Annotated in this window: 16 protein-coding genes; 9 read left to right on the top strand and 7 right to left on the bottom strand. The window is 59.3% G+C overall.

Annotated features, from left to right (window positions below):
* The first annotated feature begins 77 nt into the window (after nt 1-77).
* The 3 genes from xseB (at nt 78) to dxs (ending at nt 3,214) form a co-directional block, all read left to right on the top strand.
* Nucleotides 78-305: an exodeoxyribonuclease VII small subunit gene (xseB, locus tag DTF_RS0113645; RefSeq protein ID WP_027715761.1), complete on the top strand. Its 228-nt coding sequence runs from the start codon at nt 78-80 to the stop codon at nt 303-305.
* Nucleotides 306-324: 19 nt separating this feature from the next.
* On the top strand, nt 325-1,215 hold the full coding sequence (locus tag DTF_RS0113650) for a polyprenyl synthetase family protein (protein WP_027715762.1): 891 nt from the start codon (nt 325-327) through the stop codon (nt 1,213-1,215).
* A 91-nt stretch (nt 1,216-1,306) separates the two neighbouring features.
* On the top strand, nt 1,307-3,214 hold the full coding sequence (gene dxs / locus DTF_RS0113655; RefSeq protein ID WP_027715763.1) for a 1-deoxy-D-xylulose-5-phosphate synthase: 1,908 nt from the start codon (nt 1,307-1,309) through the stop codon (nt 3,212-3,214).
* A 91-nt stretch (nt 3,215-3,305) separates the two neighbouring features.
* Here dxs and DTF_RS0113660 read toward each other — a convergent pair whose 3' ends face one another.
* From DTF_RS0113660 to ccsA, 3 genes are all read right to left on the bottom strand, one after another.
* Nucleotides 3,306-3,674, bottom strand: a complete 369-nt coding sequence (locus DTF_RS0113660) for a DnaJ family domain-containing protein (protein ID WP_027715764.1) — start codon at nt 3,672-3,674, stop codon at nt 3,306-3,308.
* A gap of 86 nt (nt 3,675-3,760) precedes the next feature.
* Nucleotides 3,761-4,825 (bottom strand): cytochrome c biogenesis protein ResB, encoded by a 1,065-nt coding sequence (locus DTF_RS0113665; RefSeq protein ID WP_027715765.1) that lies wholly within the window; start codon nt 4,823-4,825, stop codon nt 3,761-3,763.
* Between the two features lie 17 nt (nt 4,826-4,842).
* Complete coding sequence (gene ccsA, locus DTF_RS0113670) at nt 4,843-5,643, bottom strand: cytochrome c biogenesis protein CcsA (protein WP_162148645.1); 801 nt, start codon at nt 5,641-5,643, stop codon at nt 4,843-4,845.
* 165 nt (nt 5,644-5,808) lie between these two features.
* Here ccsA and DTF_RS23580 point away from each other — a divergent pair, with 165 nt between their 5' ends.
* From DTF_RS23580 to DTF_RS0113695, 5 genes are all read left to right on the top strand, one after another.
* Complete coding sequence (locus DTF_RS23580) at nt 5,809-6,609, top strand: 6-carboxyhexanoate--CoA ligase (protein ID WP_081702973.1); 801 nt, start codon at nt 5,809-5,811, stop codon at nt 6,607-6,609.
* A gap of 2 nt (nt 6,610-6,611) precedes the next feature.
* Entirely contained in the window at nt 6,612-7,784 is a 1,173-nt protein-coding gene (bioF, locus tag DTF_RS0113680) for an 8-amino-7-oxononanoate synthase (RefSeq protein ID WP_027715767.1), read from the top strand.
* Nucleotides 7,781-8,584 carry an alpha/beta fold hydrolase gene (locus DTF_RS0113685; RefSeq protein ID WP_027715768.1) on the top strand — a complete coding sequence of 268 codons (804 nt, stop codon included), beginning with the start codon at nt 7,781-7,783 and terminating at the stop codon, nt 8,582-8,584. The genes bioF and DTF_RS0113685 overlap by 4 nt, the downstream gene beginning before the upstream one ends.
* Nucleotides 8,581-9,393, top strand: a complete 813-nt coding sequence (locus DTF_RS0113690; RefSeq protein WP_027715769.1) for a methyltransferase domain-containing protein — start codon at nt 8,581-8,583, stop codon at nt 9,391-9,393. Before DTF_RS0113685 ends, DTF_RS0113690 begins: the two co-directional genes overlap by 4 nt.
* A gap of 95 nt (nt 9,394-9,488) precedes the next feature.
* Nucleotides 9,489-9,686 carry a 4-oxalocrotonate tautomerase family protein gene (locus DTF_RS0113695; RefSeq protein ID WP_027715770.1) on the top strand — a complete coding sequence of 66 codons (198 nt, stop codon included), beginning with the start codon at nt 9,489-9,491 and terminating at the stop codon, nt 9,684-9,686.
* A 74-nt stretch (nt 9,687-9,760) separates the two neighbouring features.
* Here DTF_RS0113695 and DTF_RS0113700 read toward each other — a convergent pair whose 3' ends face one another.
* Both DTF_RS0113700 and DTF_RS0113705 read right to left on the bottom strand, forming a co-directional pair.
* The gene (locus tag DTF_RS0113700) at nt 9,761-10,936 is read right to left on the bottom strand and encodes a class I SAM-dependent rRNA methyltransferase (RefSeq protein WP_027715771.1); all 1,176 of its coding nucleotides are present in this window, start codon (nt 10,934-10,936) and stop codon (nt 9,761-9,763) included.
* Nucleotides 10,933-11,235, bottom strand: a complete 303-nt coding sequence (locus DTF_RS0113705) for a helix-turn-helix transcriptional regulator (RefSeq protein WP_027715772.1) — start codon at nt 11,233-11,235, stop codon at nt 10,933-10,935. The genes DTF_RS0113700 and DTF_RS0113705 overlap by 4 nt, the downstream gene beginning before the upstream one ends.
* Nucleotides 11,236-11,417: 182 nt before the next feature.
* Here DTF_RS0113705 and DTF_RS0113710 point away from each other — a divergent pair, with 182 nt between their 5' ends.
* Nucleotides 11,418-12,161: a DUF3108 domain-containing protein gene (locus DTF_RS0113710; protein ID WP_162148646.1), complete on the top strand. Its 744-nt coding sequence runs from the start codon at nt 11,418-11,420 to the stop codon at nt 12,159-12,161.
* A 9-nt stretch (nt 12,162-12,170) separates the two neighbouring features.
* Here the strand turns inward: DTF_RS0113710 and DTF_RS0113715 are convergent, their stop codons facing one another.
* Both DTF_RS0113715 and DTF_RS0113725 read right to left on the bottom strand, forming a co-directional pair.
* Nucleotides 12,171-14,330 (bottom strand): thioredoxin domain-containing protein, encoded by a 2,160-nt coding sequence (locus DTF_RS0113715; protein ID WP_035057063.1) that lies wholly within the window; start codon nt 14,328-14,330, stop codon nt 12,171-12,173.
* Nucleotides 14,331-15,205: 875 nt separating this feature from the next.
* Nucleotides 15,206-16,291, bottom strand: a complete 1,086-nt coding sequence (locus DTF_RS0113725) for a KamA family radical SAM protein (protein ID WP_027715775.1) — start codon at nt 16,289-16,291, stop codon at nt 15,206-15,208.
* Nucleotides 16,292-16,293: the final 2 nt, after the last annotated feature.

Here is a 16,293-nt window from a genome sequence, read left to right on the forward strand (position 1 = left end):
TTGCGATAATTATCTTTTTAATATCCTGGTCTTTACCCCTTACATCTGATGAATTCAGATAAAATGGAAGCGGAATTATGCCGGAAAAAGAATCCTTTGAAGCCGTCCTGAAAGCGCTGGAGGAGGCGGTGGCCCGGCTCGAATGCGGCGAACTCTCACTGGAAGAGGCGCTGGAGTGCTTCGAGCAGGGGGTGAAGTGCGCCGCTCTTTGCCGCGAATCCCTCAAAGCCGTCGAAACCAGGGTGGAGCTTCTGCTCAGAGGGCGGAACGGCGACCTGAAAGTGGAGAATTTCATCGGGGAGTGAATTCCCCCCTGGAGAGTTCATGGACCTGAAAAGCTATTTCGATCACCGCATAAGTCAGGTGGATAAAGCACTCGAATCCGTACTGCCGGGGGAGAGCACCCTTCCGGCCAGTCTTCACAAGGCCATGCGCTATTCAATCTTTGCCGGCGGCAAGCGCATCCGGCCGATTCTGATGATCGCAGCATGCGAGGCGGTGGGCGGGGACCCTGCGCGGGTGATGCCCGCTGCCTGTGCCATGGAGATGATTCACACCTATTCCCTGATACATGACGATCTTCCGGCCATGGATGACGATGATTTCCGCCGCGGCCGCCCCACCAACCACAAGGTTTTCGGCGAGGCAACCGCCATCCTGGCCGGCGACGCCCTGCTGACCGAGGCCTTCATTCTCCTTTCCAATTCCGAGACCAGCCGGAAAATTGATCCGGAGATTATCCGACGGGTGGTGCATATCATTGCCCGCTGCGCCGGTTCCCTGGGGATGGTGGGGGGGCAGGTGGTCGATATGGAGTCGGAGGGGAAAAAGATTGATTTCCCTACCCTCGAGTATATCCACACACACAAGACCGGAGCCCTTATCCTGGCGTCGGTTCAAGCAGGGGCTCTGATCGGCGGCGCCGATGAAGGGGTTTTCGCCGCACTGACCCGCTACGGTGAGGCGGCGGGGCTGGCCTTTCAGGTGGCCGATGATATACTCGACGTGGTCGGAGACCAGGCGCAGCTCGGCAAGGATGTCGGCAGCGATCAGGCCCGGGAAAAGGCCACCTATGTCGCACTTCTCGGATTGGAGGAGGCCCGGCAGCGGGCCCGGGAGCTGCGGGATGTGGCACTGACTGCGCTCGATCCGCTCGGGGAATCGGCTGAGCCCCTGCGCAGCATCGCCAGTTATATCGTCGACCGTTCTTCCTGATCGTAAAAGCATAAGATCCGGGGCATTGGTTTTTGCCTCGCGAAATCAGCATTTATCCCATCAATTCCGGGGATGAGGGATAGGATTCAAAATGAGCTCTTTCTTGAAGGACCTTGGTTCGCCCGCCGAGCTGAAAAACTTCTCCCAGGCCGAGCTGAAGTCTCTGGCCGAAGAAATCCGCACCGAAATTATCGATACGGTCTCGCGCACCGGCGGCCATCTGGCCAGTTCTTTGGGGGTCGTGGAGCTATCCATCGCCCTGCACCGGGTGCTCAATACACCGAAGGACAAAATTATCTGGGATGTCGGACATCAGGCCTATGCCCACAAGCTCCTCACCGGCCGCCTGGAACGTTTCGGCACGCTGCGCCAGATGGGGGGTATCAGCGGCTTCCCCAAACGGGAGGAAAGCCCCCACGACTGTTTCGATGTTGGGCACTCCAGCACATCCATCTCGGCCGCCCTCGGAATAGCCGCCGCCCGCGATACACTCGGCGGAACTGAGAAGATCGTCGCGGTCATCGGCGACGGTTCTCTGACCGCCGGTCTGGCTTTCGAAGGGCTGAACCAGGCAGGGCACCTCAAAAAGGATCTGATTGTCGTTCTCAACGACAACGAGATGTCCATCTCGCCCAACGTCGGGGCTCTTTCCTCCTTCCTCAGCCGTAAGATGACTTCAGACCTGTTCATCCGGTTCAAGAAGGAGACGGAAAACCTCCTAGGCCATGTCCCTCGTTTCGGCAAGGATCTTCTCTCTCTGGCCCGCCGGGCCGAGGATTCCCTCAAGGGATTTCTCACCCCGGGGATGCTCTTCGAAGCCTTCGGTTTCGACTATGTCGGTCCCTTAGATGGCCACAATCTCGACGAGCTGATCCAGACCCTGCAGAACGTCTCCCGGCTCAAGGGGCCCATTCTGGTCCATGTTCTCACCAAAAAGGGGAAAGGATATCTCCCCGCCGAGGAGAACCCGCCTCTATACCACGGAGTCGGCCCCTTCGACCGTGAAAGCGGCGAGGTTCAAGGGAGCAAGGGGGGCGCTCCCAGTTATACCGCGGTTTTCGGACGGACCCTTGTGGAACTGGCGGAAAAAGACGAGCGTATCGTCGCTATTACCGCGGCCATGCTCGAGGGGACCGGCCTGAAGGAGTTCGCCCAGCGGTTTCCCGAGCGCTTCTTCGACGTAGGAATCGCCGAGCAGCATGCCGTCACCTTTGCCGCCGGTATCGCCTGCAACGGCCTGCGTCCGACCGTCGCTATCTACTCCACCTTCCTGCAGCGCGGCTATGACAGCGTTCTGCACGATGTCTGCCTGCAGAATCTCCCCGTGACCTTCGCCCTGGACAGGGGGGGGCTGGTCGGCGCCGACGGTCCCACACACCACGGGGTTTTCGACTACTCCTATCTGCGCCATATCCCCAATCTGACCTTCATGGTCCCCCGCGATGAACGGGAGCTGCGTCGGGCCATGGCAACCGCCCAGGGGCACGAGGGGCCGTTCGCCTACCGGTACCCGCGGGGCGTGGGTTCGGGTTTGCCGCTGAACGATGTGCCGTCTCCGGTGCCGATTGGGAAGGGCGAAAAGCTGCAGGATGGCAGTGACGGGGTGATCTTCGCTATTGGGACCTGTGCGGCGCCGGCCCTTCAGGCGGCCCAGATGCTGGCGGACGATGGTCTGTCGCTGGCGGTCGTCGACCCGCGATTTCTCAAGCCTCTTGATCGGGATCTGCTGATTGCCGAAGCGAACCGCACCGGCCTGGTCATCACCGTGGAGGAGAATGTCCTTCAGGGCGGATTCGGATCGGCGGTGATGGAGCTTCTGGCGCAGGAGGAAATCTCTCCCCGCATCGCATGCATCGGTCTGCCGGATTTCTTTGTCGAACAGGGAAGTCAGGAGCAGCTGCAGGCCCGTTACGGTCTCGATGCCGAAGGTATCGCCGGCCGCATCCGCAAAGTCCTCGGCGGCGCCAGGCAGGTTAACTCTTCGGCCATGGGAAACTGATATTTTCCGGCTCCGCTTTTTCTGAATTTACGCAAAAAGGCCGTATCCTGATGGATGCGGCCTTTTGCGTATGCGGATTTTCTCGCCTGTTTTAGACGCCTAGTTTTTTCCTGATCCTGGATTCGTATTGCCGGTAGACGGGACGGGAAAAATTTCTCTCCATGAGGATGTCATAGTGGAGCTGTCTGGCAGTGAGCGTCTTTTTCAGTTCCTTGCGCTCGTCCGGCTCGCGGCAGGATTCGATCAGGTCCCTCAGGGTGATAATTTCCCGATTGAGCTGCAGTTCTTCGGGAAGAATACCGGCGTTCTTCAGAATCTTGAATCCCATGCGCAGCTCTTCCGGGACATCGGAGAGATTTTCAGCCCGGATCGGCTGCCCTTTCAAAGCGAGGTTGTCCAATTCGCCCCGGTGGATGGCTTCGGTTATTTTCTGTTCGGCAATCGCTGCAAAGATGTCCATTGATCGACCTTCCTTCTCCTTCCCATTCGTATTTATCATAGCAGAACGCCAGGGCGGAAGGATAGGCCGAGGGCCGTTGCGGGACGTCAGCGGATGTCGGGGCGATCTCCTCTTGCCCGTTTGTAGTAGAAGGAGGCCATGGCGAAGAGTACCCCCGTGAACATGGCCAGGGCGCCGATCAGGGCGATTCCGGCGCCGGGGTCCCGGTTCACGGTGAGAACGCTGTAGAGTCGGTAGACCGGCTCGGTGGGCCAGAGCCGGACTCCGGCCTGAACGAGGGGAAAGGGCAAACCCTCCCTCAGGTAGTACCAACCTCGCCAGGGATCGAAGCCTGGACGGATAAGCTCCAGTTCTATGGCCGGATCCCCGAGGTTCTCTCCCCGTGAAACGGCCGTTCGATCCGACCGCTTCCCCGCGTTGGGAAAAAAGTTGACCACCCGCAGGATGCCTCCCCCATCGAGGGGAATGCCGGTGCCCGGAGTAAGCGACACGGTGCCGCCCCCCGAGAGAAAAAATTGGAACCCTTCAGCCACCTGGCCGAAGGAGCCGGGGACCACGACCAGGTCGCGGTAGGTGAGGGGAGTATTGGTTTTGACCACCTGCCGTTTGAGGGGCACCCCTTCCTTGAGAAGCGTGACGGTGCTGCGCATGTCGACAGGACGGCCGTTTTCACTGAAAACGGGCTCGAACGCCTCCAGGCGCAGGGCATACCCCGGCATGCCTTGAAGGCTCAGCACCTCGCCGACCAGAAGGCGGTTTCCCTCGCTTCGGAATCCGGACAGGCTCCCCCAGAAATAGGCGGCAAGAACCAGGACGAAGCCGAGATGGATGAGGTACTCGCCGGTTTTTCTCCACCGCGCCCGCAGGTTGCGCAGCCAGTCGATGAAGCAGCACAGGGTGTTCACCCCGAGAAAGGCGAGAAAGACCCCGGCTGCCGACAGCCACCAGGTAAGACCGGGATTCCGATTGCCCATGGCGGCGAACCAGTCGCCCAGCACCATGCGATCCATGGCTCCGAAGACCTGGGGATGATAATGCATGGCCAGTGAGCCGCCCATGATCAGCAGGGTGGCGCTCGAAGCCAGGAACACGGCAAGCTTGAGAGAACAGAGGAACTTCCAGGATTTTGTCAGCAGGGTTGGAAAATTCATTCCGCGGGGCTCTTTCATCAGTCGAGGGGATGGTTGCTTTGGAGGAGCAGACCGATGCCCAGGTAGGTGAAGAGGACCACTCCGAATCCAGCGATGGAAAGTACGGCATAGCCGGTTCCCTGCCAGCGGCGGATGAACTTGGCATGGCACATCCCCGCATAGAAAATCCAGACCAGGAAAGACCAGACCCCCTTTATATTCCAGGAGAAGTAATAACCCCAGGCGATGTAGGCCCAGATGCTTCCCAAAATCATGCACAGGGTGAACAGGCAGAACCCCAGGAATATCGATTCCTCGTTCACCTTTCGCAGCAATGCCAGATCCGGAAGGAGGGGAGATGCGAGCCGACGCTGCACCAGGTAGAGGGCTCCGAGGGAGAAGGCCATGGCGAAAAATGCATATCCGGTGAAGGAAAAGGCGACATGAAAGGTGAAAAGAGGTGTGTCAAGCGTCGGGATAAGCGGCGGGATGGCTGGGTCCCGGGGCAGGGCGCTTCCAAGCAGGAGAAGATTGAGAAAGATCACGAAGAGCCCTGCGGCATGGAGGCGGTAGCGCAGTTCGAAGTAGATGTAGGTGGCGGCCAGGGCCCAGCTGAAGAAAAACTGGGTGGAAAAGAGGTTGGTCACCGGCAGGTACCCGGCTTCGGTCCAGCGCAGACCGAGGATGAAGGTCTGAATCGAGAAGCCGGCCAGGACCAGGAGAAAAGCGCCCCGCCAGAGGAGGGGGCGTCGATATCTGACATGAAGCAGATAAAGGAAGACGGAGAAGAGATACAGGGCGAATGCCCCGGCAAGCAGAGGTGATTTAACTGGAATCATGATGAATTTCTGGGTGAGAGGGTGGCCGGGAAAACTGCTGAACAGAGAATGCAAAGAAGAGTAGCACAAGGCGTTTCGTGAGAAAAGAGGAAATGAACCAATTGTCAACCATTGGATCGGCAGTGGTTGACAACCACGGGGCGCCGTGCTAATTTTCGCTCCATTATGGACCATGATCTATACAGCGTACGCATGCACGCTTCCCGAGGCGGAAGACACCTCTCGGGTGCCGAGCGGCTCGGAGCGGAGGAAGACCTGGAAGGGCTGGCCGCCTCTCTGCTGCGCCGGGCTCTCGAACACCCCAAGGGAAGAGCCGAGCGAATCTGCCTTACCGTGGAAGCCGTGGCGCCCGAAGCCGTTCGCACCGGCAGGCTACCCGATCTGTCCACCCTGACGGTCGAAGACTACCGCAAGGGCCGCCGGGCCGCCCTGGCTCTCCTTGCCGATGCCGGCGTCGATCCCGCCGCTGCCGACATCGCCATGCAGACGCTGGCCGCCGGAGCCGCCCCGGAAGGAAGCAGTATGCGCGGGGCGATGCTGGTCGATGCGGCCGACGGCCTGCGTCTCGAACCGGACCGGACACGGGGCGTGCGGGCTTGCCGCATGGACCTCACTCCGGCTGCCGCCCTGCGCCTGCGGGAAGGGCTGGCTCCCCTCGGCCTCGATAACCTGCATGTGCGGGAAGCGCTGGTCCTGGCGGCCAAGGTCCTGTCCGCTCCGGGGATCGTCGCCGAGCTGTGCTGGTCCGACGATCCCGACTACACCGCAGGTTATGTGGCATCCCCGACCCACGGCTATGTTCGCTTCCCGCACCTCAAGCCCCTGGGGGATGAACGGGGCGGTCGGGCCTTTTTCCTTCAGAGCGAGGGATTGGATGTCGAAGAAGTAATCGACTATCTGGAGCATGCCGTGTTTTTGATCGATGAGATCGGCGCCCTGCACGGGCCCCGTCCCTGGAAGGAGTGAGCATGGACCGGTGGCGGGACCAATTGAACGAACTCAAGGAGAAAGGGATGCTGCGTTTTCTCCGGACTGTGGAGGGCGCCCAGGGACCCAGGGTCGTTCTAGACGGACGGGATATGCTGCTCCTCTGCTCCAACAACTATCTCGGCCTGGCGAACCATCCGGCCCTGGTCGAGGCCGCTCGTGAGGCGACTTCTCGCTACGGCGTCGGCACCGGAGGCAGCCGACTGATCTCCGGTTCCATGAAGACTCATGTCCAACTGGAGGAGCATCTCGCAGCCTTCAAGGGGACGGAAGGAGCCCTGGTCTTCAACTCCGGTTATGCCGCCAACACGGGAATTCTTCAGGGACTTCTCGACGAAGGGGACGTGATTTTCTCCGACGAGCTGAATCATGCTTCCATCATCGACGGCTGCCGCCTGGCCCGCGCACGCACCGTCGTTTATCCCCATGCCGACGTCGCGGCACTGGAGGCACTGCTGACAAAGGAGGCGCGAAAACGAAGGGGTCGCTTCCTGGTCGTCACCGATGGGGTTTTCAGCATGGACGGAGACATCGCCCCGCTCCCTGCCCTGGTGCGGCTCAAGGAGCGCTTCGACGCCCTGCTCATGGTGGATGACGCCCACGGCACCGGTGTTCTGGGGGAAGGCGGCCGGGGGACGGCAGCGCATCTGGGGTGCCTGGAGGGGATCGATCTGCATATGGGGACCTTCGGCAAGGCCTTGGGCTGCGCAGGAGCTTACCTTGCAGCCAGCCGCATCGTCATCGATAGCCTCATCAACCATAGCCGCTCCTTCATCTTCTCCACCAGCCTGCCTCCGTCCGTTCCGGCCTCCGCGCTTGCCGCTCTCGATATCGTGGCAGGTGCCGAGGGAGAAAGGCTGCGCCGTGCGCTGTGGCTTAACCGTGAGTTTTTCGCCCGGCGGCTGCAGGAGGGGGGGCTTGATCTGCTGGGAAGCACCACCCAGATTGTTCCGGTTCTCACCGGCGATCCGGCGCCGACCATGGAGGCGGCTCGATATCTTCTCGCGGAAAGTATTTTCGTCCAGGGGATCCGACCCCCCACGGTTCCGCGCGGTCGCTGCCGGCTGAGGGCGACGGTGATGGCCGTTCACGAACCCGGGGACCTGGAACTGGCCGCCGAATTGATCATCCGTGCCGTCGGGGGGGAAGGATGAGACGCCTGCTACTGTCCGACGGGCGCTCTCTGGGCTGGCGCGAAGCCGGGGAGGGACCGCCTCTCGTTCTCCTGCACGGTTGGGCCATGTCCGCGGCCGTTTTCACCGAGGCCCTCGATCATCTCTCAAGCCGCTTCCGGGTGCTGGCGCCGGATCTTCGCGGGCATGGCGCCTCCGGGGGAGGGCCGGGGTACGGATTCGCCGATTTCGCCGCCGATCTCCGGGAGTGGATGGATGCCCTCGACCTGCGGGATGCGGCCATGGGTGGATGGTCCTTGGGAGGACAGGTGCTGCTCGAGCTCTATCCCGCCGTCCGCCGGCGGGTGCGGCGCCTGATGCTGATCGCCGCAACTCCGCGCTTTGCCTCGGGGGGAGACTGGTCGAAAGGTTTACCCGAAGGACAGATTCGGGCCATGGCCCGCGATCTCAAGCGCGACTACCTCAAGGCCATGGGAGACTTTTTCGCCCTGCAGTTCGCCGGCGAAGAGATCGACCGAGTCCGCCACCGCCGGATTATCGACTTTGCCGTGCGGCAGGGAAGACTGCCGGAAGCCGAAACGGCCCTGGCCGCTCTCGAATCGCTTCGCCGGGGAGATCAGCGCGACAGCCTGGGCGGCATCGATTGTCCTGCTCTGGTTCTGCACGGCGAACTGGACCGGGTCGTTCCTCCGGACGCCGGCCGCTACCTTGCGGAGCATCTCCCCCAGGCCCAGCTGGTCCTGCTTTCCGGCGTCGGTCATGCTCCTTTTCTGAGCCGCCCCAAGGAGATGTTTGAAGCATGGCGGAATTTCTGCGAATGAATCGATCTGTTATCGACACCCGTCAGGTGCGCCTTCATTTTTCAAATCATGCCGAAGAGTACGATCGCTACGCCGTGGTTCAGAAAAAGGTGGTAGTCAATCTGCTTGACCTGCTGAGGAGCTGTGGACCAATTTCAGGGCCGGTGCTGGAGGTGGGATGCGGCACCGGCACTCTTTCCCGGCAGATTTACACTCTTATCCCTGCACTTCCCCTGATGGTCTCCGATATCGCTCATGGAATGACCAGGCATGCCGCCCGGTCGGTCCCTGGCGTTGCGGCAGTCGATGCCGATGCCCAGGATCTTCCCTTCAGGGAGTCGGGATTCGGCCTCGTTCTCTCCTCTTCTGTCTATCAATGGATGAATGATCTGCCCCGGGCCTTTGCCGAGGGCGCCAGGGTGCTTGCCCCGGGCGGGCGTTTCGCCTTCGCTCTTTTCGGAGAAGGAACACTGTATGAGCTGCGGGAGTCACACCGCCTCGCCCTGGAAGAAACCGGAGGCGGACGTCCTTCCCATGCTCAGGATTTTCCCTCCAGTGAGGAGGTGCGGTCAGCTCTTGTCGCGGCAGGGTTCGAGGGAGTGCTGGTCCGCAGCGTCTACGAGGTGGAAAGGCATCCGGGAGTCGAGATCCTGCTGCGCCATCTGAAACGGATCGGGGCTCAGAATGCCGCCGGACGCCGGCCCCCCGGATTGGGTTCACGGAGGGTGATGGAGCGGATGATCCAGATTTACCGGGAGAGGTACGGAGGGGAAGAGAACATCCCGGCTACCTACGAGGTGATCTACGGCATCGGCCGCAAACCGGCCTGAGCTGATTCCGGGGTTCCTATTTCTGTTTCGTTGAAAACCGGCAGCGCCGCCGTTATACTGGACAAATCGACTTTTAAGTGAAAGGAGGGTTGGTCATGCCCGTGGTCATTGTCAAAACCGTGGTGGGTTCCTCCCAGCAGCAGAAGGAGCAACTGATCGAGCGGATTACCGACGCAATGCGGGATGTGATGGGCAAGAATCCCGAAACCACCCATGTCATCATCGAGGAAACGCCCGAGGAAAACTGGGGTCTTCGAGGGAAGACGGTTGCCAGGATCCGAGCCGGCAAGTGATTTTCCCAACGGGTTGAGATGAAAAAGGATGGCGGCTGCCATCCTTTTTCATCGTTGTATGGCGCAGCCCCGCTTTAGAGGGCCTGAAGGACCGCGCATTTGAGGTATTCCGTCTCCGGACAGCTCAGCAGGACCGGATGATCGTAGGATTGCCCCCGCATCTCTACGAGCCGGATCGTGCGGCCTGCCTGGGCGGCGGCTTTGCGCAGGGTGTTCAAAAAAGTTTCCCTGTCCAGGTGATGGGAGCAGGTGCAGGAAAAGAGGAATCCGCCTGGCTCCAGCAGTTCCATCGCCCGGCGATTGATGGTAAGGTACCCCTTGATCGCCTCCTGCAGCTTTTTTTTGCTCTTGACGAAAGCCGGGGGGTCGAGAATGATGGTGCGATAGCGTTCGCCGCTGCGCCCCAGCTCCCTCAGCAGTTCGAAAGCGTCGGCGCGGACAAAGGAACATTTCGATTCCAGGCCGTTCAGGCGCACGTTTTCCTCGGCCAGGGCCAGAGCTGTGGGAGAGCTGTCCGCGCCGATGACTTCAGCGGCTCCGTAATGGGCGGCATGCATCGACCAGCTTCCTGAATAGCAGAAGAGGTCCAAAACCCGGCCGCCCTCGACCCGTCCATTGAGAGCCTGGTGATTTTCCTTCTGGTCGAGAAAATGCCCGGTTTTCTGTCCTCCCAGGACATCGACGCGGAACTGCAACCCATGCTCTTTCATGATCAGCGGCTCGGGTATTTCACCGTGAAGCAGTTCCACAGCGCAAGGCAACCCTTCCAGCTCCCGCACGGCCACGTCGTTGCGTGCAACGATCGCGGCGGGCCGGAAAATATCGACCAGAGCTTCCAGCACCAGATCGCGGCGTCGCTCCATGCCGAGGGTGAGGAACTGAACTGAAAGGACTTTGCAGTAGCGGTCAACGACCAGCCCCGGAAGCTGATCTCCTTCGCCGTAAACGACGCGCAGGGCTTCCTCAGGTCCATAGAGCCGGTGCCGGTAATCGAGGGCGGAAGTGATCCGACGACGGAAGAAATCGACCGTGTCAATTGATTCCTTTTGCCGCGAAAGGATGCGCGCGGCAATCAGGGAATGGGGATTGAAGTAGGCAATTCCGAGAAACTCGCCGCTGTGAGAAGCCACTTCAAGGGCGTCTCCGGCTGACGGCTCTTCATCGAAGGAATTTATTTCATTGCTGAAAATCCAGGGGTGACCGCCGCGGGCGCGGCGGTCGTGACCCGGATGCAGGATGAGGCGGTTCACTGGAAGGGGCTGGGTTCGAAAAGAGCACCCACGATGCGGCGGGCTTCCTCGCAAACGACATGGTAGAAGACCTCCACGCCTTCGCGCCTTCCCGCGATAATTCTCTTGTTCTTGAGCAGGGCCAGATGCTGGGAAACGGTGGCCTGGGGGAGCTCCAGGCATTCCCAGATCTTCTTCACGTTGCAGGTCTCGGACATGAGTCCGGCGACAATCTTCAGCCGGATGGGATGGCCGAGCACTTTGAGGATTTCCGCTTCGCGGTCGAAGCTTTTCATCTTGTCGAATTCAACCTGTTCCATGAATGAGGCCTTTCCAGGGATGATGATTATTCGAATATGGCGATTTTAAGGGGCAGCAAGTGGGGATGTCAAGCGGTAACCTCAGAAGGAGCCTTGCTCTTGAGAGAATTGTCTCCATGAAAGTTGTTCTGTCGACAGTCCTGATGGTATTTTTTTTCCTCTCATCCGCATCAGGGGATGAGTTGAAAACCGATCTTCCCAACCTTCTGCAGGGACCCTCGCCGATAGAGAAGATGGTGGGAGAGACTCTTTCCTATGATATATCCTTTCTCTGGTTCGACCGGGTGGCGCAGGGAAAACTCTCATTCTCACGGGGAGATCGTCCCGATTCCTATCACGCTGTACTGGAAGCCCGCACCTTGGGAGTGGCGGCCTGGCTCACCCGGGACCGTGTTCAGCGCTATGTTTCCGAAATGGAGGTGGGACCGGACGGAAGGCTGCGCTCGCTCTCCCATGAATCCCGTATCGTCAAGGGGAAGGGGGACGACATCAAGGACCGGACGAGCCTGTACTCCTTCGATTATCGGAAGCGCCAGGTCAGGTACCAGCGGGCTCGCGATGGAGAATTTTACAAGGATGTGCTGCTTCCGATGGTCGAAGGGGACCCCAACGATATTCTGACCGCTTTTTACAATTTCAGGGCGGGATTTTTCGGACAGATCAAGGAGGGGAGGCGCTATGCCATCCCCACCTTCGACCGTGACGGAACCGAGGAAATTGTCGTGGAGGTTCTTTTCCCCCGGGAACGCCCCGCTGATGAATTCTTTCCCCGGGAAGGGGTTCTCAGCCGGATCTCTCTGGATCAGGAGATATTCGGCACGGGTGGAGGGCTGGTGTACGTCTGGTTCGATAAATACGGCCGCCCGGCCCGGGGGGTCGTGGAGAACGTCATCGGTCTGGGGAATGTACGGGGGAAGTTGAGATAGCCCGGCCGGCTACTTTCCTTCCCCCGACGCTGTTTCCACGCCTTCCAGAATTCTCGTAAGTTCTTCCGCCTCCGTTACCGGTTGCATGCATGTTCGGTCCATGCAGATATAGGCTGCCGCTTCCCCTTGAATCATCTCTTTGCCTTCAGCCAGATCTGAGATGGCTTCCAGCTCCTCATCACCCGGCTTTCTGAGTAGGACCACTGTGTGCGGAAGAAAACGCGAACGAAGGCGGATCAACAGTTCCACAGTCGATAAATCTTCCTTTTCGCCTGCCAGAACGACCTCCGATTTCGTCCCCAGCGAATAATCGAGTGCGATGAGATACTGGGAATAGGCCGACGGATAACGGTTCACGCGAGCCATCCAACCCTTCAGCAGCTCCTCGCCTCGCTCCTCGAGGTTTCCCCTGCCGGTAAGTCGGCCAAGGCGCAGAAGATTGAAGGCCGCAACGGAATTGCCGGAGGGGATGGCTCCGTCCTGCAGGGATCGACTGCGAACGAGGACCGTTTCGGCATCCTTTCCTGTGTCAAAATATCTCCCTTGGCCGTCGCTGAAAAGTTCCTCCATCTCTTCGGTCAGTTCGCAGGCCGTCCGCAGGTGAAGGGGATCGAAATCCGCGAGATAAAGCTCGATAAGCCCCCAGACAAAAAAGGCATAATCCTCCAGGAAGCCGGAAATGGCCGCTTCGCCCCGGCGGAAACGACGGAGCAGCCGTCCGTTTTCATCGCGCAGACGGCTCAGGATGAAATGAGCTGCACTCCGCGCCTGTTCGATGAAACGCTTCTCCGCGAGAACCGCTCCGGCTCGGGCCAGGGCTCCGATGGTCAACCCGTTCCATCCGGTCAGGACCTTATCGTCCCGATGGGGACGGACGCGCTTCTCCCGGGCATCGAAGAGCCGTTGTCTCCCTTCGGCCAGAAGATCCGACAACGAGCCAACGGGGACATCCACCCGCCGGGCCAGGGAGGCGAGGTCTTCCTTCAGATGCGGGATGTTTTTCCCCTCGAAATTGCCCTCCTCCGTGATGTCATAGCTGCGGCAGAAGACGGTCCCCAGCTCTTCCCCGAGCACTTCCCTGACCTGAGCCGGGGTCCAGAGATAAAAGGTTCCTTCCGCCCCCTCCGAATCGGCATCTTCGCCGCAGTAAAAACCGCCCTCGGGATGTTTCAGGTCACGGAGGACATATTCGAGGATTTCCCGGGCCGCCTGCGCGTAGAATTGGTCCCCGGCAAACTGAAAAGCCTCCAGGTAGGCGGGTACGGCCAGGGACTGATCGTAAAGCATTTTTTCAAAATGAGGAACGAGCCAGCCGGCATCCACCGCGTATCGATGAATTCCGAAGCCGATATGGTCGAAGATTCCTCCCAGGCGGATACGCTGAAGTGTGTTGAGGGCCATCACCCTGGACTCTTCTTGACCGGTTCGCCGCCCTAGTCGCAGAAGCAGTGAGAGATTGTGTGGACTGGGGAATTTTGGTGTGCCGAAGCCGGCATGTTCCCGGTCATAGGTGCTCAGAAACTGCTGATAGGCCATGTTAAGGGGTTCGTCAGTCAGTGTGTTTTTCCCCTCATTACCTTCGTCCTCCAGGCGCAGCAGCGCCTCACCCACCTCATCGCCGGTCCGAAGAAGCCGCTCCCGATCGGAGGACCACATTTCGGCCACTTTCGTGAGCAGCTCGTAAAGTCCAACCATGCCCCCGCGGGATTTACGGGGGATGTAGGTGGCGGCGAAGAAGGGTTTCTTGTCCAGGGCCAGGACGAGATTCAGAGGCCATCCGCCGCTTCCCGTCATCATCTGGCAGACCGCCATGTAGGTGTTGTCCACATCGGGGCGCTCTTCGCGGTCAACTTTGATGGCGATATAGTGCCGATTGATCAATTTGGCGATTTCATCGTCCTCGAAGGATTCATGCGCCATCACATGGCACCAGTGACAGGTGGAATAACCAATGGAGAGAAAGACCGGTTTGTCCTCTGATCGAGCGCGGGCGAACGCCTCCTTTCCCCATTGATACCAGTCGATAGGATTTTCGGCATGCTGAAGCAGGTAGGGACTTTTGGCGAAGATGAGCCGATTGTACCGCTCGCCTCCATCGACCGGCAAAGTTTTCGTGTCGATTTCACTCAGGCGCTGGACGGGATCTTCATCATGAGGACGGTTATTCATGGGACCTCCGGCAGGCTTATTTTAATTCAACCCTATCACTATCGGATTTTTTTTGCCAATGACGGCGGTCGCAAAAAGTCCTTCCTACGGCGTTACGGCGGTTTTCCAGGACCTCAACATGCCTGATTGTATGCCTTCGCCCCTGAAAAGCCACCAAGCCTTGTAGAACGAAATTTTTGCTTAGCATCCGCTGAGTTTTTGCTAAGGCATCAATATTGTGGTGGGAATCGCCCCCTGCCGGACTGGGAAGGAGAACCTCAGATGGATGGAGTGACGCCGTCCAGGCGGGAGCAAGATCCTTCCGGACGACAGAATCTCGTGGTTCAGGGGAATGGATGGGAAAAGGGGGGGGAAGCGCTGCTGGGTAAAGGTAAGGGCGGCGGATAAAAAAACGCCCCGTGAAGGAGGGGGTATCACGGGGCGAAACCCTGCGGCTCCATAAGAGCCGTGGGAACATGGGCGCGATTCTACATAAAACGAATCCATCATGCAACCTTCTTTTATAGCTGATTCGATAATTTTTTACAGGGGGCGCAGCAAAAACGAAGGGGGAGATGGATGGAGTACGTTCAGTGGGCAGGTTGAAAAAAAAGGCCCCGCGCGCGGAGGGGGGGTGCACACGGGGCCGGATCCTTGACTTGGAAACCAAGTCTCAGATCCAGAGATATTCTATATGCTTAAGGAAAATAATGCAAGGTGAAAAGCGGTCCCCACTCGGGGTATTCCGAAAATAAAAGAACAATGAAGCAGGATGTGTGCTCGAGGAGCGAAAATACTGTAGCGATCGCTTCACTTGGCTCGCTCTTTCATATCGCAGGAGGGTAGAGACCCGGGAGTCCCTCCCCTCCGAACGGAATGAATGACGGATCCGTTGATCAAGTGAGGTCATTGGCGGCATCGTCATGACGCGATCCGCTTAACCGGGCCGGGTTTTGATACCGATAGCTCTCCCCGAGGTAGTTCCTGAGAACGACCTCTTCACCAAGACTGTGCAGATAGTCCGGCAAGAGGGGGATTTTCCCTCCCCCGCCGGGGGCATCGATGACGTAGGCCGGGACCGCCATGCCGGAAGTGTGTCCCCGCAGGGCACGGATGATCTCCAGCCCTTCCTCGACGCTGGTTCGGAAGTGGTTGGTTCCCTGAACCATATCGGCCTGATAAATGTAATAGGGCTTGACCCGGATGGTCAGGAGCTTCTGCATCAGTCGTCTCATCACCAGCGGATCGTCGTTGACTCCTCGCAGCAATACCGACTGGTTTCCAAGAGGGATCCCGGCGTCGGCCAGACGGGCGCACGCTTTGGCCGCAATATCGGTGATTTCATCCGGATGGTTGAAGTGGGTATTGATATACAGCGGGGAATGCCGGCGCAGCAGGCGCGCCAGGGCAGGCGTAATGCGTTGAGGAAGAACCACGGGAATCCGGGTGCCGATACGGATGATTTCAACCGTTGGAATCGCACGCAGGGCCTTGAGGATCCACTCGAGCCGCTCGTCATCGAGCAGCAGCGGATCCCCGCCGGATAGAATGACATCGCGGATCTCGGGACGGCTGGCAATATAGCGGATTCCTTCTTCGATCGTCTGTCGGCTGATGGCCATGTGCTCGCCGCCGACCTTGCGTTTGCGTGTGCAGAATCGGCAGTACATGGCGCATTCCGGGGAGACAAGGAACAGAACCCGGTCAGGATAGCGGTGAACCAGATTGGGAACCGGGCTCTGGTTTTCCTCGTCGAGAGGATCTGCCGGGCAGACCCGATCCCGAAGCTCGTCTTCGGCGGGAACGGCCTGACGCCAGATGGGATCTCCGACAGTCTGGATCAGGCTGAGGTAATATGGGTTGACGCGCATCGGATAGCGATCGGCGACCGCTTCCAGCGGCCGGGGGTCGATTCCGAAACGGCCGGGGAGGTTGCCGGGGCGTGTAATGCTTGCCTGGAAAAGTTTTTGCCAGGTCTCCATCG

Origin of the sequence: Desulfuromonas sp. TF (assembly GCF_000472285.1) — a bacterium.
Classification (GTDB): Bacteria; Desulfobacterota; Desulfuromonadia; order Desulfuromonadales; family ATBO01; genus ATBO01.